Annotated in this window: 20 protein-coding genes; 10 read left to right on the forward strand and 10 right to left on the reverse strand. The window is 36.9% G+C overall.

Features of this window, described 5'->3' with window-relative positions; genetic code table 11:
* The first annotated feature begins 51 nt into the window (after positions 1-51).
* On the forward strand, positions 52-1,566 hold the full coding sequence (locus GX497_05100) for an o-succinylbenzoate--CoA ligase (protein ID HHY72590.1): 1,515 nt from the start codon (positions 52-54) through the stop codon (positions 1,564-1,566).
* A 62-nt stretch (positions 1,567-1,628) separates the two neighbouring features.
* Here GX497_05100 and GX497_05105 read toward each other — a convergent pair whose 3' ends face one another.
* The 5 genes from GX497_05105 to GX497_05125 all read right to left on the reverse strand — a co-directional run bounded on the left by GX497_05105 (position 1,629) and on the right by GX497_05125 (position 7,264).
* On the reverse strand, positions 1,629-3,047 hold the full coding sequence (locus GX497_05105) for a TRAP transporter large permease subunit (GenBank protein HHY72591.1): 1,419 nt from the start codon (positions 3,045-3,047) through the stop codon (positions 1,629-1,631).
* Between the two features lies 1 nt (position 3,048).
* A complete protein-coding gene (locus GX497_05110; protein ID HHY72592.1) occupies positions 3,049-3,561 on the reverse strand; it encodes a TRAP transporter small permease in 513 nt (170 codons plus the stop codon).
* An 87-nt stretch (positions 3,562-3,648) separates the two neighbouring features.
* Positions 3,649-4,698, reverse strand: coding sequence for a TRAP transporter substrate-binding protein (locus tag GX497_05115; protein HHY72593.1), 1,050 nt, complete (start codon positions 4,696-4,698; stop codon positions 3,649-3,651).
* Between the two features lie 270 nt (positions 4,699-4,968).
* On the reverse strand, positions 4,969-5,661 hold the full coding sequence (locus GX497_05120) for a response regulator (GenBank protein HHY72594.1): 693 nt from the start codon (positions 5,659-5,661) through the stop codon (positions 4,969-4,971).
* Entirely contained in the window at positions 5,642-7,264 is a 1,623-nt protein-coding gene (locus GX497_05125) for a sensor histidine kinase (protein ID HHY72595.1), read from the reverse strand. The genes GX497_05120 and GX497_05125 overlap by 20 nt, the downstream gene beginning before the upstream one ends.
* A 125-nt stretch (positions 7,265-7,389) precedes the next feature.
* On the opposite strand from GX497_05125, the gene GX497_05130 reads away from it, so the two are divergent.
* From GX497_05130 to GX497_05150, 5 genes are all read left to right on the forward strand, one after another.
* Positions 7,390-8,451 (forward strand): TRAP transporter substrate-binding protein, encoded by a 1,062-nt coding sequence (locus GX497_05130; protein HHY72596.1) that lies wholly within the window; start codon positions 7,390-7,392, stop codon positions 8,449-8,451.
* The gene (locus GX497_05135; GenBank protein HHY72597.1) at positions 8,448-9,506 is read left to right on the forward strand and encodes a tartrate dehydrogenase; all 1,059 of its coding nucleotides are present in this window, start codon (positions 8,448-8,450) and stop codon (positions 9,504-9,506) included. Before GX497_05130 ends, GX497_05135 begins: the two co-directional genes overlap by 4 nt.
* 115 nt (positions 9,507-9,621) lie before the next feature.
* A complete protein-coding gene (locus GX497_05140; protein ID HHY72598.1) occupies positions 9,622-10,524 on the forward strand; it encodes a c-type cytochrome in 903 nt (300 codons plus the stop codon).
* 129 nt (positions 10,525-10,653) lie between these two features.
* Positions 10,654-11,364 carry a response regulator transcription factor gene (locus GX497_05145; protein HHY72599.1) on the forward strand — a complete coding sequence of 237 codons (711 nt, stop codon included), beginning with the start codon at positions 10,654-10,656 and terminating at the stop codon, positions 11,362-11,364.
* Positions 11,342-12,745, forward strand: coding sequence for a HAMP domain-containing histidine kinase (locus tag GX497_05150; GenBank protein ID HHY72600.1), 1,404 nt, complete (start codon positions 11,342-11,344; stop codon positions 12,743-12,745). Before GX497_05145 ends, GX497_05150 begins: the two co-directional genes overlap by 23 nt.
* 185 nt (positions 12,746-12,930) lie before the next feature.
* Here GX497_05150 and GX497_05155 read toward each other — a convergent pair whose 3' ends face one another.
* Positions 12,931-13,191 carry a cytosolic protein gene (locus tag GX497_05155; protein ID HHY72601.1) on the reverse strand — a complete coding sequence of 87 codons (261 nt, stop codon included), beginning with the start codon at positions 13,189-13,191 and terminating at the stop codon, positions 12,931-12,933.
* 125 nt (positions 13,192-13,316) lie between these two features.
* Here GX497_05155 and GX497_05160 point away from each other — a divergent pair, with 125 nt between their 5' ends.
* From GX497_05160 to ytkD, 3 genes are all read left to right on the forward strand, one after another.
* Complete coding sequence (locus GX497_05160; GenBank protein ID HHY72602.1) at positions 13,317-13,715, forward strand: phage holin family protein; 399 nt, start codon at positions 13,317-13,319, stop codon at positions 13,713-13,715.
* Between the two features lie 89 nt (positions 13,716-13,804).
* Positions 13,805-14,161 (forward strand): hydrolase, encoded by a 357-nt coding sequence (locus GX497_05165; protein ID HHY72603.1) that lies wholly within the window; start codon positions 13,805-13,807, stop codon positions 14,159-14,161.
* Between the two features lie 101 nt (positions 14,162-14,262).
* On the forward strand, positions 14,263-14,739 hold the full coding sequence (ytkD, locus tag GX497_05170) for a nucleoside triphosphatase YtkD (protein HHY72604.1): 477 nt from the start codon (positions 14,263-14,265) through the stop codon (positions 14,737-14,739).
* A 6-nt stretch (positions 14,740-14,745) separates the two neighbouring features.
* On the opposite strand, the gene GX497_05175 is transcribed toward ytkD, so the two are convergent.
* Genes GX497_05175 through GX497_05185 form a run of 3 tightly spaced genes read right to left on the reverse strand, consistent with a single transcriptional unit; the run spans position 14,746 to position 17,332 of the window.
* Complete coding sequence (locus GX497_05175; GenBank protein HHY72605.1) at positions 14,746-15,558, reverse strand: ABC transporter permease; 813 nt, start codon at positions 15,556-15,558, stop codon at positions 14,746-14,748.
* Complete coding sequence (locus GX497_05180; protein ID HHY72606.1) at positions 15,539-16,315, reverse strand: ABC transporter ATP-binding protein; 777 nt, start codon at positions 16,313-16,315, stop codon at positions 15,539-15,541. Before GX497_05180 ends, GX497_05175 begins: the two co-directional genes overlap by 20 nt.
* An 18-nt stretch (positions 16,316-16,333) precedes the next feature.
* Entirely contained in the window at positions 16,334-17,332 is a 999-nt protein-coding gene (locus GX497_05185; protein HHY72607.1) for an ABC transporter substrate-binding protein, read from the reverse strand.
* A gap of 136 nt (positions 17,333-17,468) precedes the next feature.
* On the opposite strand from GX497_05185, the gene GX497_05190 reads away from it, so the two are divergent.
* Entirely contained in the window at positions 17,469-18,275 is an 807-nt protein-coding gene (locus GX497_05190) for a S9 family peptidase (protein HHY72608.1), read from the forward strand.
* Between the two features lie 251 nt (positions 18,276-18,526).
* On the opposite strand, the gene pckA is transcribed toward GX497_05190, so the two are convergent.
* The gene (gene pckA, locus GX497_05195) at positions 18,527-20,110 is read right to left on the reverse strand and encodes a phosphoenolpyruvate carboxykinase (ATP) (GenBank protein ID HHY72609.1); all 1,584 of its coding nucleotides are present in this window, start codon (positions 20,108-20,110) and stop codon (positions 18,527-18,529) included.
* Positions 20,111-20,167: the final 57 nt, after the last annotated feature.

The following is a 20,167-nucleotide window of genomic DNA, read 5'->3' on the forward strand; positions in this document are numbered from 1 at the left end:
TACCGATAAACGTGAGTTATCTACCCTCAAGAAGTGAAAATATGCTACTTGATGGTGGATAAGTATCCTAAAAAGGAGAGTGAGCTAGCATTGACAAGTGATGTTATGCCAAATTGGTTAGCCAAAAGGGCTAGTCTTTCACCTAATCGGTTGGCGCTTATTACAGAAAGTGAAACATGGACTTTTGCCGAGCTACATGAGCGTACCGTTCAGGCTACAAATAAATTATCTATGTTGGGAATCCATGAAGGAGACCATGTGGCCATCTTAATGGGGAACCGTAAAGAATTTTTATTTCTTTTACATGGCTTGGAGTATATTGGTGCTGTAGCTATTTTAATAAATACGAAGCTAACAGCACATGAAATTAGTTGGCAGCTAGAAGATTCAGAGAGTAAGCTATTGCTATATGATGATGCATTGGTGGAAAAGGTCGAAAATATAACAACATCTATAAATATGGTGTCAATACATGAGTTTATGAACATAGGGGAAGGGCTAGCAGTCATTCGTCCGGAATGGGAACTCAACCAAATTCATACGATTATTTATACATCAGGAACAACAGGAAAACCAAAGGGGGTCATGCTTACCTATGGAAACCATTGGTGGAGCGCTGTTAGTTCGTCATTAAACCTTGGTTTACATATGGATGATTGCTGGCTTTGTGCAACCCCGCTATTTCATGTTAGTGGCCTTTCAATTTTAATGCGAAGTGTATTTTATGGGATACCAGTCTATTTAATTGAAAAATTTAATCCTACGAAAGTGAATGAGGCAATAGAAAATAATAACATCACTATGATTTCTGTTGTCAGCCAAATGTTAATAAGGCTACTCGCTGATCTCGGTGAAAGATCTTATCCTAAATCGTTAAGATGCGTATTATTAGGAGGAGCTTCAGCGTCAAAGCCATTGTTAGAAAAATGTAAACAAAAGCAAATCCCTGTTTATCAAACATACGGGATGACAGAAACAGCTTCACAAATAGCTACATTAAGCGCTGAATATATGCTATCAAAGTTGGGTTCAGCAGGAAAACCACTTTTTCCAGCACAATTAAAAATTGAAAATGAAGGGCAAACACAACCAGCAAATAAACCAGGGGAAATAGTTGTCAAAGGCCCAAACGTAACAAAAGGATATTGGAAAAGAGAAGATGCTACGAAAACCAATATTGTCGATGGTTGGCTCCGTACTGGGGATATCGGTTATTTAGATGATGATGGATTTTTATTCATGCTTGACCGCCGTAGTGATTTAATTATTTCAGGTGGTGAGAATATTTATCCAGCAGAAATTGAGTCGGTTATTTTATCACACCGAAGCATCGAAGAAGCGGGCGTAGTCGGAAAAGATGATGAAAAATGGGGACAGGTACCTGTTGCGTTTGTGAAGGTATGGAACTCACAGACAGTAACAAAAGAAGAACTTATTTCATTATGTGAGGAGCAGCTAGCGAAATATAAAGTGCCAGTTGACATTTACTTTGTAGAAAAATTACCACGAAATGCTTCGAACAAATTAATACGGATGGAATTAAGGGAATGGCTTCAGCCGCAATAATCGGCCTTTTCCAAACATAGAAGCGTATCTCCATTAAGAGGATACGCTTCTTCTGTGCCTGTTTATTGTAAACTATACAAGAAATTTGGTAGCCATAAGCTAATTTGTGGTATGAAAGTTACTAATACAAGGGCAACAACTGTTGCAAGCAACCATGGTCCAGTTGCTTTCGTAACATCAATGAGTGGCATTTTCGTTATACCACTTGCTACATATAAGTTCAAACCAACTGGTGGTGTAATCATACCTATTTCCATATTGACAATCATGATAATACCGAAGTGGATTGGGTCAATTCCAAGTGCCACTGCAACAGGGAAAAGAATTGGGCCTAAAATTGTAATAATCGCTGTTGGTTCCATGAATTGTCCAGCAATAAATAAGATTAAGTTAACGATTAATAGGAATGCAATTGGCCCCATATCCATGTCTTTAATAACAGCAACAAGTTCATGTGGAATTCGTTCTAATGTTAGAATATGAGCGAAAACCATTGCCATTGAAATAATAAAGAATAACATCGCTGTTGTTTTTGTTGATTCTACTAAAATGCCTGGGATATCTTTTAACTGCAAATCTTTATGAATAAAAAACCCTACAACTAAGCCGATAAAACAAGCAACGGCTGCGGATTCAGTCGGTGTGAAAAGTCCTGAATAAATACCGCCGATTACGACAATTGGTAATGCCAAGCTCCAAATAGAATCCTTAACAGCAATCATTTTTTCACTAACTGTTGCTTTTGGACTAAGTGGATAATTATTTTTCTTAGCAACCCAAAAACTTACAAAGGCAAGCATTGCTGCTAACATAATGCCGGGAACGATCCCTGCTAAAAACATTTTTCCTACAGATTGTTCAACAGTAACACAGTAAACAATCATTGGCACACTTGGGGGAATAAGAATACCTAAGGAACCAGCTGTCGCAATCGAACCGACTCCATATTTTTTAGGATAACCGAATTTCGTCATTGCTGGAATCATAATACCGCCAATTGCAACTACGGTTGCTGGTGAAGAACCAGAAATAGCCGCAAATAACGCACAAGCCATAATCGCTGCAATTGATAAACCGCCTGGTAAATGACCGATAAAAGCATTTGCTAAATTAATAAGGCGTTTCGCTACACCACCAGTTGTGAAAATATTACCAGCAAGTACGAAAAAGGGAATCGCCATTAATGGAAAGCTATTAATACCTGAAAATACCTTCCCTGCTAAATCTGGAAGCGGATCAGTTGTAAAAAAGTAGATAACTGCAAAAGACGCAAAGCCCAATGAAATGGCAATTGGTAAACCAAGAAACAAGAATAAGAATAATAACGAGAAAACAGCCATTGCCGCGCTGCCAATGACGAAAGAATAAATCGAACAAGCTAGTGCCAATAATATAAAAAATAGTGAAGAAAACTTTTTAAGTGGTGTTCCTGACTGTGGCAACATCTTTTGATCGATTGTTTGATTAGAAACTGAACTCATATTAATGTGCACCGCCTTCCTGTTGCTCCGCTAAAAGTTGTTCTGTTGGTGTCTTGAATGCTTTCACCAGCTCTTGCATATAACGAATTGTCATTAATGTAAAAGCAACTGCAACGATACCTTTTGGAATATACATAGGGATTTCCATCTCTGGGGAAACTTGACCAAATTGGGTTAAAACTGCAATATGTTGGTAACCGAGAATTGCGACAACGATGCAGAACAATATATTTAAGCCATATACAAAAAGGATCACACCTTTTTGTAAATTAGGAGAAAATTGTTTGACAAGTAAATCTACACCAAGATGAACTTTTTCACGTACACCAATAGAGGCTCCAATTAAGCCTACAAAAATTAATAAATAGTTTACTGCCTCCTGGGTGAAGCCTAAACTAGAGCCGAACCCTCTTCGTAAAATTACTTCAATAAATGCCAAGGATGTAGCAGATGCTAAGGCAAGACCGCAGAGTACCTCTTCGATTCTTGACAATAATTTATTAAAAAAGTTCAATTTTTTCACATCCCCTTTTAAAAATAAGGGGCGTTTTCGCCCCTTTTTAACAAGATTGCTAGTATGAAACTGAAACTTATTACATTATTACCAAAGTGCTTTAGCAGCATCAATTAAATCTTTGCCAATTTGGTCTTCAAATTGTGGGTAGATTGAAGTCATTGCATCAACCCAAGCTTGTTTTTCTTCATCAGTTAAGGTAATAATTTCTGTTTTACCAGCTGCTTTAATATCTTCTAATTGCTCGTCGTTTACACGCTTACTATTTTCACGAACCCACTCAGTTGTTTCGTCTAATGCTTTTTCTAGAGATTGGCGCACATCATCTGGAAGGCCATTCCAAAAATCAGCATTTGTAATTACCGCATAACCAAGGTAGCCGTGGTTACTCATTGTAATAGACTTTTGAACTTCATGCATTTTTTGAGAATAGATGTTTGATAATGTGTTTTCACCACCATCAATAACACCTTGTTCTAACGCACTATATACTTCACCGAATGCCATTGGTGTTGGGTTTGCACCAACTGATTTGAATTGTGCTTCAAGAACTTTACTTGACATAACACGTAATTTTTGACCTTTAAAATCTGCTGGCGTTTTGATTGCTTTATTTGAGTGCATTTGTTTAAAACCGTTATCCCACATTGCTAAACCAAGAAGATTTTGGTCTTCAAGCATTGTAAACAGTTTTCCACCGATTTCTGGGCTTTCCATTGCTGCTTGGACGTTTGCTTCATCCTTAAAGATGAATGGTAAATCAAAAAGCGTCCATTGTGGATATAGTTTTGTAATAACTGAAGTTGATGGTGCAGCTAATTGTACGTTATTTTGCTGGATAGCTGCTAAAACATCTTCATCTGTGTATAGTTGAGAGTTAGGGAATACTTGAACTTCAACCTTGCCATTTGTATATTCTTCTGCTAACTTCTTAAACATTTCTGCTGCTTGACCTTTTGGAGTGTTTTCAGCAACAACGTGTGAGAATTTAATTGTGATTTTTTCGCCACTAGCTTGTTTACCGCCAGCTTCTCCACCATTAGTTGAACTACCGCTTTGTTGTGATCTTGCGCCGCAGCCAGCTAATAGGCCAACCATAAGCACGGCCGCAACCATCATCATAAGCCATTTTTTCATCTAAAATCCCCCTTGTTTTTCTTTTTTGTATATTCATACAATTGATAAAATAGGATTAATTCTATCAATTGTGAAATATACTATTATAGTACAGGAGAGTTCATACATTGTTAATAATTTGGTCATATTGTCCCTTTTGGTCTTTTTGGTCTGAAAACGCTACCAGATAGTGGCGGCATAGGACAAGGAGACATGTTCCATGTCCCCTTTATTCTAAAGTTTCTACTTAATAAAACAAAAAAACAGGGACACGAAACCTGTTCCCTGTCCCTATTTCCTATGTGTTATATAACGGTTTATTGGCCGGCCAACTCCGCCGTATTGTACATCAATTAATATATGACCACTCTTTGCGAGATAATCTAAATAACGTCTCGCAGTCACTCGTGCTAAACCAACTTGTTCAGCAACTTCTTCTGCTGAAAGTGGCTCAGTTTGATCATTTAAGTATTTCATAATCTTCTTAAAGGTAACTTCATTTAGGCCTTTTGGAAGATCTACGTTTGTTGTCGTATGCTTTTCTTTTTCGAAGCGGAGTTGATCTAAATCTTTTTGGGTAAGAGTTGTTTTTCTTTCTAGTTGGTTTCGGAACGAACGGTATTTTTCTAATGATTTTTTAATTCTTTCAAATTTGAAAGGCTTCATAATATAATCAAAAGCACCATTTTGAAGAACATTGCGAATCGTTTCCATATCGGCTGCAGCTGTAATGGCGATAATATCTACACTTAGTCCTTCTTTTCTAATTTCATGAATTGTCTCTAGTCCGTCTTGACTAGGCATAAAAATATCAATAAAGACAAGTTCTGGTTTAAGCTTTTTTATCATTTGCAATCCCTCATAGCCGTTTCCTGCAATCCCAACTATTTCAAACCCTTCTATTCTTTCAATAAACTGGCGGTTCACTTCTTGGACCATCGGATCATCCTCAATTAAAAGTACTTTAAATGTTTGCGGGGCCATTTTGAAAACCTCCTGTTTGTCCATTTTCATAAAAAGTAACGATGATAGTTGTTCCAAGTCCTTTTTCTGATTCAACAACAATTTCTCCATTCGCTTTTTTTACAATTTCATTCACGAGATGAAGGCCGATTCCATGGCCAACGGCCCCTTTCGTTGAAAAGCCGTGAATGAATATTTTTTCCTTCACTCCTACTTCCATCCCGATGCCATTATCCTCTACTAAGATTGAGGTTACAATTTCATCTTGTTCAAAGCTTATGAATATTTGCTTATTTGGTTGTTTTACTTCATGAAACGCTTCAAACGCATTTTCAATTAAGTTACCGATAATCACAACAAAATCATGATGATCTAATGGAGCTGGAAAGCGCCCTAAGTGACTATGGCGGTCAATAATGACTTGAATCCCTAATTCCTTCCCTCTGCTTACTTTACTTAACAATAAACCTGATAAACTTTCATCATGAATATTTTTTCCTAGAAATTGCGTTAATTCTTGTTGTTCTTCTGTTATTTGAAAAACATAATCAAGCGCTTTTTCTCTATGATTCATTTGGATTAAGCCGGCAATTGTATGAAGTTTATTCATATATTCATGGTTTTGGACACGTAGCGCATTAACAAATGCTTTTACACCAGTAAGCTCTTCAGCTAGTTTTTTGACCTCTGTTTGGTCTTGGAATACGGCAACAGCCCCAACTGTTTGATTATCTACTTTTATAGGGATGCGGTTGCTTAAGATGATTTGATTGCGGACATATAATTCTTTGTTATAAATTGGCTGATTGAGAAATAAAATTTCGGGTAAATAAGTGTCTGGAATGACAGCCGATATTTTTTTCCCAATGACATCTTCGGAAATGCCTAGTAATTGTTTTGCTTTATCATTAAAAATCGTAATCACTTCATTATTGTCGATGGCGACTATCCCTTCATGCATAGCGTTAAACGTCTCCGTTCGTTCTACTAGTAGGGTAGCTATTTCGTAAGGTTCTAAATGAAAGATTTGCCGTTTTATATTGTTTGCTAAAATCCATGAGCCCCATCCCCCAAAAAGGATTGAAACGAAAATCGTACTGAGAATTTCGTATTTAAGGCTTGAAATAATTTCAAAAACTGTTGGTAGCAAATAGCCAACGAGGACGACGCCAACTTGATCGTGCTCATTATTCATAATTGGTACAAACGCGCGAACAGCAGTGCCTACTTCTCCTTTTGCTTTCGTAGTATATGTGTGTTCTGCAAAAGCAGGTCCTTCATCAGCGCCTTCGGAAACTTTTCCTATTAATGATTGAACAGGGTGTGATAGCCTTACCCGATTCATATCAAGCACAACGATATAGGTTGCACCGTTAATAATACGTACTCGTTCAACAAGTGGATTAATCGTGCTTCGATCTTTTGGATTACCGTTAACACTAGATCTTATTCCAGGAAATTCAGTAACCGTTCGCGCCGTAATAAGAGCTCGGTTTTTCAATTCATCTTCTTTAACGTTAACAAAATTTCCAACGAGGCCAATTCCAACCATTAAGATTGAAAATCCTATAATAACAAGAGAGAGTCCTATTATTTTCCAATGGATTGGTATTTTTTGATACATATATAGATTACCTCAAGCGTTTAGAATTGTTTATATACATAATTGTACCATGTCTATCATGCTATGATAAAATTATCTTAAAATATTGGTCGCTTTGCAAAAATATTAACTAAATGGTGATGGTTATGAAGGTATTTGTTAGCACATCGATTATTATAGTCGCTTGTTTTATTTTTATTTTTTTTATCGGGTTTGGTAAAAGTAATGACCAAAAATCAATCACATATGACTATGAACAGGTTGATTTAAATAAACAAATTATAATCAACTTCAGCCATGTCGTTGCGGAAAACACGCCGAAAGGCCAAGCCGCTGAGAAATTTGCAAAATTGGTGAAAGAAAAGACAAGTGGAAAAGTGAAGGTGGAGGTTTTTCCTAATGGTGTTTTATATGCGGAAGGACATGAATTGAACGCATTAATACGTGGTGAAGTGCAAATGATTGCACCCGCTTATTCAAATTTGACTGAGTTTTTGCCTGAATGGCTTATCTTAGATTTGCCGTATTTATTTAGGGATGACAACCATGTTGAAGCAGTCTTTAATGGAGAAATAGGGGAGACGCTTTTAGCTGAATTGAAAAAGCATCATATTAAAGGGATTGCCTTTTGGAGCAACGGATTTAAGCAAATGACGAGCAATCGTGGACCATTACGGACACCTCAAGATTTTTATGGGCAAAGATTTCGAATCATGCCGAGCAAGGCCCTTGAAGACCAATTTCGCCAGTTAGGTGTGAAAACAAATGCGATGCCATTTAACCAAGTTTATAAGAACTTGGAAAGCGGCTATTTAGATGGACAGGAAAATACAATTTCCAATATTTATTCAAAGCGATTTTATAAGGTGCAACAGTATTTAACAATAAGCAACCACGGTTATTTAGGCTATGCTGTGATGATGAATCAGGAATTTTGGGATTCTATACCTAAGGAGATTCAGAGCCAAATTGAAGAAGCGATGGATGAAACAACGGAATGGCTGTTTACTGAATCACAGAAAATTAATGAAGAGCAGTTAAATATTATAAAATCGACTTCTGATATTCAAATTTATGAATTAACGGAAGCTGAGCGAGAAAATTGGATTGACTTTTTTCATCCTCTGTATAAAGAATATGAAGTGAAGTACGGAAAAAGATGGATTAAACAAATTCAAGAACTATCAACGAAGGGGGAACATCAATGAGTATTGTTAAACTAGCAGTTATACCAGGAGACGGAATTGGGAAGGAAGTTGTACCAGCTTCTTTGCAGATTTTAGATGTATTGGCGGAACTTCATGGGGGATTAAGCTTTGAATATAAGCTCTATCCGTGGAGCTGTGAGTACTATTTAGAGCATGGCGTCATGATGGCCGAGGATGGTATGGAGAAATTAAAAGATTCCGATGCTGTCTTTTTAGGGGCAGTTGGAAATCCACATCTTGTAGCAGACCATATTTCGCTATGGGGATTATTAATAAAAATCCGCCGTGAGTTTGAACAAGTGATTAATGTCCGTCCAGCTCGCAGTATGAAAGGTGTAAAATCTCCATTAGCGAATCCGACAGATTTTGATTTCATCGTTGTTCGTGAAAATTCTGAAGGTGAATATAGTGAAGTTGGTGGGCGTATTCATAGCGGTGAAGACGAAGTCGTCATCCAAAATGCGGTGTTTACGAGGAAGGCAACGGAACGGGCGATGAACTATGCTTTTGAGTTAGCGAGAAAGAGACGGGGGAAAGTAACGAGCGCGACTAAATCGAATGGGATTGTTCATAGTATGCCTTTTTGGGATGAAGTATTTCAGGATGTCGCCGCAAAGTACCCAGGGATTCAAACAGAATCTAGACATATTGATGCACTATCCGCATTTTTCGTAACACGCCCGCATGAATTCGATGTTATCGTGGCAAGTAATTTATTTGGTGATATTTTAACAGATGTTGGTGCGGCGATTATGGGAAGCATCGGTATTGCTCCTGCCGCAAATATAAATGTGAATGGGAAATTTCCATCAATGTTTGAACCTGTCCATGGCTCTGCCCCTGATATTGTTGGCAAGGGAATCGCAAACCCAATTGGTCAGCTATGGACAGCGGTGATGATGTTAGAGCATTTAGGCTATAGTGAATTAGGTAGAATTCTTTTACAATCGATTGAATCTACATTAGCGAAAGGAATAAAGACCCCTGATATTGGTGGTACAAGCAATATGGATGAAGTTGTTAGTGACATCGTGGATAATATAAGAAGTATGTAATTTCTTCATAAGTTCTTTATAACTTGTTCAAATTCTCGCAATGTTAATCGTATCCTTTAAGTTTTATACTTAAATTGTCGAAATATAGACAAAATGATAGATTGGGGGAAGAGGAATGAGTAGAAAAGGTTGGCTAGGTTCTTTGTTTGCAGCTCTATTAATTGTAGTAACCGCATGTAATGGAACGACAGAGCAAGTAGTTAAATCACCAGACAAAGAGATTGCGTCAGAAGAAGTGGTAAAAGAATTAGTTATGAATCCACCTAAAATGGCAGATTTAGAAGGGAAAGATGACCCGCTTAGTGAATCTATTAAACGTGGTTATGTTTATGTTAATGAGTCTAATACCGCACTTGATCAATATGTTGGTAACCAACTATCTTGTACAAGCTGCCATGCAGGTGCTGGAACTGGCGAAGCATCTTCGCTTGTTGGTGTTACAGCTGTATCCCCTGAATATAATCCTCGTGCAGCTAAGGTTATGAGTATAGAAGATCGTATTAATGGTTGTATGATTCGTAGTATGAATGGCGAAAAATTGCCACTTGATAGCACTGAAATGAGAGATATGGTTTCTTATTTAACATATATTTCAAAGGGTATTCCAGTAGGTGCGGATATACCATGGAGAAAACCAAATACAATGAAGGTTGAAGATTTACCTGAAACAGACTTAGCTAGCGGTGAAGAAATTTATAATCAATCATGTGTGGCCTGTCATGGTGCGGACGGGAATGGAATAGGAGCTAATACTGGCCCAGCTGTTTGGGGCGAAAATTCATTTAATGATGGTGCGGGTATGGCTAGGCTTTCTACAGCAACAATGTTTATCCAACGAAATATGCCTGTTGGTCAAGAAGGAACGTTAACACTACAAGAAGCTGCTGACGTAGCTGCCTATATTCTTTCGAAAGATCGCCCGAAATTCCCTGGAAGAGCTAACGATTGGCCAAAGGGCGGGGCTCCAAAAGATAGTCCTTACTACGATGAGTTAAAAAGTGTCCAAGCAGGACTTTAATAGTTTATAAAATTGTAAGATTTTGATAGCTGAAGATGGAATTCGTCTTCGGCTATTTTTGCTATACTTAAAAATAGGTAAAAGCAGTAAACGTAATAAATTGTCTTTGAAATGGAGATGTATTTCATCATGTTAAAGGTCATGATTGTAGAAGATGAAGAGGCGATTATTGATGTATTGCAAGCTTATTTTGAAAAGGAAGGTTGGACCGTCTACTCCGCAACAAATGGTGCAGATGGTTTATATTTTATAAAAATCTTTAATCCTGATTTTGTTATCTTAGACTTAATGCTGCCAGATATTTCGGGGGAAGAAATATGTAGAGAGATTCGTAAGGATTCCGATGTTCCAATCATTATGTTAACGGCAAAGGCAGCGGAAGAAAATAGAATTGCAGGAATTGAATTGGGAGCGGATGATTATATTGTAAAGCCTTTCAGTTCAAGGGAATTGGTTGCAAGAATGAAAGGAATTTTAAGAAGGATTGATAGAGTTTCAACTAGCAATGAATTAACATTTAATAATCATGACCTAATTATAAAGAAAAAAGAACATGAAATGATTGTTAATGGTAAAGTAATTAGTTTAACACAATTAGAATTTAAATTGATAATGGAAATGGCTAAAGCGCCTGGTATTGTTTTTAGTCGTAAAAAACTATTAATGATCATTCAAGATGATGGTTATTATGAAGGTTATGAGAGGTGTATTGATGTACACATAAAAAATATACGCAAAAAAATTGAAGAAGATACAAGGAAGCCTAAATATATACAAACGGTCTTTGGAATCGGTTATAAATTCGGAGGACAACCAGATGCTGAAATCATTGCATTCTAAGCTATTATTTTATTTTGTTATTTTATCTCTGTTAAGCATTTTTCTGATGAGCATTGCTTTTAGATTGTCCTTTGATGAGTGCTTCACCATTTATTTGGATAATAAGCGTGAGGATGAAATTGAAAACTTTACGAATACGCTTAGTAATTTATATAGTAAGAAAGGCAAATTCGATGGGAAAATACTCGCTGATGCAAAAGAGTTACAAACATTATTGTCGTATCAAGGGATGACGGAAGGGTTATTTTACGAGGTTTACAGTTTTAATGGTGTGAAAATGCTAGACTCTACCAATTTGATGGATCATGTGATGGGAATGACAATTAATGATGATGAAAAGAAAAATATTTTAAAGGAGTTAGGATTTATTTCAGAGACTAGGCCTTTTATTATTGATGGGACAGAGCTTGGCGCTATTACTTTACATTATAAGCTTGGATATAAAAAAGGAGAATTTCAATTTAAGGAGCGCTTAAACAAATATATTTTTGCTGCAGAAATAACAATGATTTTAATTGCCCTTCTTGTAAGTTTCTTTTTTTCAAAAAAGCTTACCTATGGTTTAAGACAAGTATCTGAAATCGCAAAAAAACTTCGAAATAACTTGAATGTGCGTATACCTTTTAAAGGCCTATCAGAGGAAATGGTGGAGGTTGCTGTCTCCATAAATGAACTTGCTGAATCATTAAGTCATCAGGAACATCTTAGAAAACAATTTTCAACCGACATGGCCCATGAATTTCGCACGCCGATTTCTACATTAAGAAGTCAAATTGAAGCTTTCCAAGATGGTATATGGGAACCAACACCAGAAAGGTTGGATAAATGTCATTCGGAGTTAATGCGTTTAGTAAGATTGGTTGATGAGCAGGAACAATTAATGGCTGTTGAAAATCCAAAATTACAACTAAATATTAAGCCCCTTTCTTTAAGTAAGGAAATAACGGATATAAAGGACGCTTATTTACCTATTTTTCAAAAAAAGAATATTTCCCTGCTAATGAAGGAAATGCCGATTGCCGATTTGTTTCTTGCAGATCGGGATCGCTTCAAGCAAATTATTTCAAATGTATTGAATAATTGTTACAAATATACTAGTGATAATGGCCAAGTCATTATAAGTGCAGCTGAGAAGGATGGCGCTATTCAAATTAAAATCTCAGATAACGGTGTCGGCATTTCTAAGGAAGACCTTCCTTTTATATTTGAGCGTTTTTATCGAGGGGATAAATCACGAGATCGAAAAACTGGCGGGATTGGCATAGGCTTGTCGATTGTAAAGGCATTAACTTTAGCACAAGGTGCATCAATTGCTGTTGAAAGTGAAGTCAATAAAGGAACAACGGTTATTTTATGTTTTCAGAAGTATACGGAGGATTAATAAAAAAGCGCATGTATTCACATGCGCAAACATAGGGAGAAAATATTTTATTAATCAGATACTGATTACAAAAATAATATACCCAAAGTATACAATAAATAAACGCTAAATGAAATAGATTTGTAACATTTGTGATAAATATTTCATCGCCAGTCAAAAATTGTGTATTTTTTTATATGTATGAATTAGTGTAGGTTTTTGAGTTCAGTTTCCTTGATCATCTGAACTCGGCCAACACCTTCTTGAGCCATTTTGCTTTTGAATTTTTCAAGCATGTACATTCCCACCATACCGAAAAGTTCTTGCTCGTTCATTTCTTCAATTAATTGTAAAAGATCTTGACGCTTTAAAGCCTCCAATATCGAAAAAACAATAATATCCGCGTCTTCTTCATCGCCAGTTAATATATGGCTATACATATTATAAAGCTCATCGATTAGCTTCATATTATTTCACCCCTATTTACTCCATATTTTATTCAATATATTATTATTCAAGATTTTTTAGGCTTATATACAGGCAAAAATATCATAACTTAATAAAATGAAAGGACAAGGAGGTGTGTAAGTGATTGGACAACTTAGGTACATTCATTAAATTTTTTATTGCTATTGGTGCTTCACTAGTAACTTATCTATTTGGAGGACTTGATACATTATTATTGATTTTTACTGTAATGGTTGTTATTGATTATGTTACCGGTCTTTTAGCCTCAGGTGTAGAGAGGAAATTATCGAGCCAAATAGGATTCAAGGGTATTGCCAAAAAGATTATAATCTTTGCACTTATTGCTGTCGCGTATTTTATCGATCAGTTAGTTGGGAATAGTCACCTTATTAGAGATGCGACAATCTTTTTTTATTTGGCAAATGAAATTCTTTCCACTATTGAAAATGCAGGGCGGATGGGGGTACCCATTCCTGCGTTTTTACGAAATGCTGTTACCCTTCTTCGAAATAAATCAAAATAATTCCCTTATGAATATTTAACCGTTATATTTGGAAAAAGTAAAATTAAAAGCATTATTATTTTTTGCTCACTCAGTAGGGGGGATTATTGATGGAAAAAAACGCGTACTATATTTCTGTGGGATCAAGAGGGATATCGCAGATTGAAACAGCAACCCCTTTTGAACTTGAAATTGAGGCAACAGAGGATGAAATAAAAGCGTTGCGTGAGATTTTTAATGAGATGTATTCTGATGATTGGGTAGGATTTTTCAGGGCTCATGTACCGGTTGTACAATACCATCACGATCAGCCAAACGATTTGATTGATCAAAACCTCATCAATGTGTACAAGATGCTCCATAAGCTTGGAACACCGGAAACGAAGCAGCATATAGAATCTATGGGAGTTTTGAATAATCGTGAGAATAAGGGATACGATTGGGATGAAGGCCACCCTACTATGTAGGAGTGGCTTTTTCGAACTTATGATTGTCCACGGTATGATTATTGATATAATTAGTGTAAAACTAGTGAAAAAAAGAACTAAAAATAAATGGAGTTTTTCAGATGCTGAAATTTAAAGATTACTACGAAAATGAAGTCCGGCTTTCGTTTGCATATTTACCTTTTTCCAAAACACCTAAGCACGTCTGGGTGATCTGTAAATATGAGGATAAATGGTTATTAACGGTACATAAAGAAAGGGGCATCGAATTTCCTGGAGGCAAAGTTGAAATCGGCGAAAGTCCAGAGGAAGCGGCCCATCGAGAAGTATTGGAAGAAACAGGAGGCACAATAAAGAATTTATCTTACATTGGGCAATATGCAGTATTCGCAAGCTCAGAAACAATAATAAAAAATATTTATTTTGCACAAATTGAACGATTACATAGCAAGGATACGTTCTTTGAAACAGATGGTCCGATTGTATTAGAGGAGTTGCCCAATAATATTTTCTGTGATGAAAAGTTTAGTTTTATTATGAAGGATCAAGTATTGCAAGAAAGTTTAAAGCAAATTGAAAAAATAGAGGGGTGGGTCTGACCCCATTTATACTTTATTTTTCACAAGCTTGTTTTCAATCCATTCCACCAATTTGTACATAATCGTCGCAAATACGGCGATTAGTAGTAAACTCATCAGCACTAATGTAAAGTTAAAGACTTGAAAGCCGTAGATGATTAAATAGCCGAGGCCTTTGGCGGATACGAGAAATTCGCCGACGATAATGCCAACCCATGACAAACCGACATTGACTTTTAATGTTGAAATAATCGTTGGAAACGATGCGGGTAGGATGGTGTGTTGAAAAATTTGTACTCTAGTTGCCCCAAATGTTTGCATGACTTTCAAATAATTCTCATCAACTTCTTTAAATGAAGTATAGACGACGATGGTTGTAATAATCACTGATATAATTGTCCCCATCGCAATAATCGATGTATATCCGGGCCCTAAGGCTACAATTAAAATCGGCCCTAAAGCAACCTTCGGCATCGCATTTAATATAACAAGGTATGGGTCAAGGATATTCGATAGCCTTGGGGACCACCATAGAATTGCAGCCAAAATAGTCCCTAACAGTGTTCCTAAAATAAATCCTAAAATCGTCTCAAACAATGTAACTTGTAAATTAATAAGCAAGGAGCCATCACTAATTTTTACTAAAAATAAATTCCATATCTTTGTTGGTGAGCTGAAAATGAGCGGGTCAATCCAGTGGTTTCTACTCGCGAATTCCCATGTTCCGAAAAAAACAATGAAGATAAGGAGCTGCCAAACTTGAATCCATCGCTTTTCTCGTTTCAGATTCCGCAAATAATTTTCATGGAGGAATATTTTATCAAACTGTTTTGGACTCAAGGCCGTTCAACTCCTCCCATATCTGTTGAAAAAGCTCGGGGAATTTTCGATGCTGTCTAGCAGTAAAAGGCGTTATGTTTTTAAGCTCCTCAGGCACTATAAACGATTGGGCGATTTCACCGGGGTTTGCTTTTAATAAAAAAATGCGGTCGCTCATGGCGATGGCTTCGCCAATATCATGGGTAACTAAAAGTGCTGTTTTATGATATTCTTTTAAGATTTGAAATACTAAATCTTCAAGCTGTAGCTTTGTTTGATAATCAAGGGCTGAAAAAGGTTCATCTAAAAGGAGAATTTTCGGATTCGTTGATAATGTTCGTACTAAAGCAACACGTTGACGCATCCCGCCGGACAGTTCTCTTGGATATTTCTGTTCGACGTTTTTTAGATTCATTTCTTTAAGTAGGTTAAGAGCTTTTTGATGATTTTCGGCAGTATCTTTTTTCATTATTTTTAAACCTAGTAAAATATTTTCTTCGATTGTTTTCCACGGAAATAGATAATCTTGCTGAAGCATATAGCCAATCATTGTCTTACGTTCATTTATATTCATACCATCGATTTTAATAGTTCCCGCGGTTGGTTTAAGTAATCCTGCGATAACTGAAAGCAATGTTGTTTTACCACAGCCGCTAGGTCCAAGGAAGGAGATAAACTCCCCTTCCTCAATTGATAGAGAAATATTTTCTAATGCAGTAGTTGCTGTTTTCGGTGAAAAATAAGTGTGGTGGATGTTCTTTATTTCCAAAAAAGCCATTGGGGATTGGCCTCCCTCCTATTCTTTCATAATTTTTTTCGCAATTTCTGTATTTACAAGTGTTTCATAATCGATACGCTTCGGAAGATCCCCTGCTTCATCCATAATATCCTGCAAGTTATTCCATTCTTCCTCATCTAAAATTGGATCAGTTGCGAACGAGCCTTGGCTCTTATAACGATCAACAACTGTTTCAATAATATCGAGGTCAGTATCTTGGAAATGTGGAGCGATGACTTCAGCGATTTCTTTTGCACTATGCTCTTGTACCCAAATTTGGGCCAGATACACGGCTCTTGTAAATTTTTCAATAATTTCAGGATTTTCTTTCATATAGCTGTTTCTCGCCATAAATGTTGTATAAGGGACATGACCCGATTCCGTTCCAAAAGAGGCTATAATATAGCCTTTTCCTTCTTTTTCAAAAATGCTAGCTGTTGGTTCGAATAATTGCACATAATCGCCCGTGCCTGAGGCAAAAGCGTTAGGGATGTTCGCGAAGTCGATATTTTGAATTAAATTGGTATCATGATGTGGGTCAATGCCATGTTTTTTTAGAGCAAATTCACCAACCATTTGAGGCATTCCGCCTTTGCGCTGACCAAGGAATGTGCTACCTTTTAATTGCTCCCATGTAAAATTGGCTACTTTTTCTCGGGCAACGAGAAATGTTCCATCAGTTTGTGTAAGCTGTGCAAAATTAATAACCGGGTCCGTTGCACCCTGTGCCTGAACGTAAATAGATGTTTCAGAGCCTACAAGGGCGATATCAGCGCCACCAGTTAAAAGTGCTGTCATCGTTTTATCCCCGCCCCAAGCAGTTGTTAACTCAACATCTAAGCCTTCATCTGAGAAAAAGCCTTTTTCAAGAGCAACATACTGTGGGGTGTAAAAAATGGAATGAGTTACCTCAGAAATCTTTACCTTTTGTGTTTTCTCTTGTGAACATGCACTTAATGCAAAAAGGACAATTAAAGAAAGGGTTAAAATTATAAATGGATGAAACTGAAATCTCATCGGATCGTAACCTCCTTGAAACTTGAATTGAATCTAAAATAGACTATGATGGAATGATAAAATATGTGTATGCCTATGTGAAAATTTAAATGTAGTCAGGCACCCTTTAGTAATAACTAGAAGGGAGTTGAGCGTAATGGATATTGCAAACATCATCGATATGCAAAGATATCCATCACCACACCCAAGGATTGATGTCTTTCTTGTTACATATTTAAGTGACGGATATAGAGTAAAGGGATTTTTAGCTGTTCCTAAGTGGAAAGCGAACAGTCAGGATGGGAAATTTCCAGGATTTTTATATTTGCGTGGGGGCATTAAAGGTGTAGGGATGGTGCGGATTGGCAGGATTATTCAATTTGCTTCGGAAGGATTTATTGTGATGGCTCCGTTCTATAGGGGCAATTGTGGTGGAGAAGGTTATGAGGATTTTGCTGGTGAAGATCGACAAGATGCACTGCAAGCTTTCGAAATAGTAAGAGAGCACCCATTAGTTAATGAAGGAAATATCCATGTATTTGGCTTTTCCCGAGGAGGTGCGATGGCTTTACTTACTGGAATAGAACAACCTGCTGTGAAATCAATCGTAACATGGGGCGGCGTTTCCGATATGGCTTTAACGTATGAAGAAAGAGTTGATTTACGAAGAATGATGAAGCGGGTTATCGGCGGTACTCCTAGAAAAGTACGTGAACAATATAAACGGCGAACACCTTTAGAGCAAATTGAAAAAATCAATGCCCCTGTGTTAATTATTCATGGTGCGCAGGACAAAAATGTGTCAGTAAACCATGCTTATTTATTAGCGGAAAAATTAAAGGAACATAATAAGCAATATACGAGTTGGATTTTCGAAGAGTATACACATTATTTTCCACCCCAAGTTAATCGAAAAGTGGTCCATGATGTAACTCATTGGATGAAAAACAGTTATTTAATCTAAAATGGTTCGGGAAGTGCCCAGTATTGTTAGAAAAGCTTATTTTATTGTCCGAAGTGCGCCTTTTATTGTCCAAAGCGAATAACTTATTGTCCTAGAAAATTTTTTATTGTCCAGAATAGATGCTTTATTGTCCGATTGCTATATACTGGGAAAATACTCCGAAAGAGTGAGGCAAGGTACCGCATATAGCGGGTTAGGCAATTACAAAAAAACATGGTCTCCCTGTTGTGAAGGGAGGCCATGCTTATAATTTATTTCACTAACGGACCTGCGTTTTTAATTTCATCTGAAACTTCAAATTTTTTGAAGTTTTCATTGAATGCTTGTGCTAGTTCTGTTGCTTTCTTTTCATAAGCAGCACCATCAGCCCATGTTTTCTTAGGTTGTAACACTTCATCAGGAACGCCAGGGCAATGTAATGGAATTTGTAATCCGAAAATTGGATCGATAACTGTTTCAACGTTATCTAAATCTCCTTCAAGGGCAGCACGCACCATTGCTCTTGTATATGAAAGATTCATACGTTTGCCAACGCCGTATTCGCCGCCAGTCCAACCAGTGTTTACTAAGAACACGCGAGCATTATATTGGTCAATTTTTTCACCGAGCATTTCAGCATATACTTTTGCTGCTCTTGGTAAGAAAGGTGACCCAAAGCATGTAGAGAAAGCAGGTTGTGGTTCTGTAATACCACGTTCAGTACCAGCAACTTTACTTGTATAACCACTAATAAAGTGATACATTGCTTGCTCTTTTGTTAAACGGCTAACTGGAGGTAAAACACCAGAAGCATCAGCTGTTAAGAAAATAATTGTATTTGGATGTCCGCCAATACTAGGTACAACAATATTTTCAACAGCATCCATTGGATATGCAGCACGAGTATTTTCAGTTAAAGAAGAATCATCGTAATCTGCCACTCTATTGTCATTGTCAAGAACAACGTTTTCTAAAACTGTACCAAAGCGGATTGCATCCCAAATTTGTGGTTCCTTTTCTTGAGAAAGGTTGATACATTTTGCATAGCAGCCGCCTTCAATGTTAAACACACCATTATTAGACCAACCATGCTCGTCATCACCGATTAAGCGACGATTTGAGTCAGCAGATAATGTTGTTTTACCAGTACCTGATAAACCGAAGAACAACGCAACATCGCCTTCTTGGCCAATATTTGCAGAGCAGTGCATTGGCAATACATTCTTCTCAGGCAATAAATAGTTCATGATAGAGAAGATTGATTTTTTCATTTCACCCGCATATTCAGTACCACCGATTAATACTGTTTTTTGCTCAAAGGAAATGATAATAAATGTTTCTGATTTTGTGCCGTCAACAGCAGGGTCTGCTTTGAAGTTTGGTGCACAAATAACAGTAAATTCTGGAGCATGTGATTTTAACTCGTCTTCAGTTGGACGAATAAAAAGTTGATGCACAAATAAGTTATGCCATGCATACTCATTAATAACTTGAATTGGTAAACGGTATTTTGTGTCTGCACCCGCAAACCCTTGGAAACGGAAGATTTCATCTTTGGAACTTAAATAATTTAATACTTTTTGATAAAGTGAATTAAATACTTCTGATGAGATTGGCTGGTTAACAGAACCCCATTCGATTTTATCTTTAGTAGAAGCTTCTTCTACAATATATTTGTCTTTAGGGGAACGACCAGTATATTTTCCAGTTGTAGCGCGGATAGCACCAGTTGAAGATAGAACGGCTTCTCCTCTTGATAATGTTTTTTCCACTAGTTGTGGTACAGATAGATTATGATGGATGTTAGATCCATTAATCACATCCTTTAATTCAATCGTATTACCAACAGAGTTCATGAACAAAACCTTCCTTTTCGTTAATATATTCATTTTTGTAATCTTTAATATAATATG

Origin of the sequence: Bacillus sp. (in: firmicutes), from assembly GCA_012842745.1 — a bacterium.
Lineage (GTDB): Bacteria > Bacillota > Bacilli > Bacillales > Bacillaceae_J > Schinkia.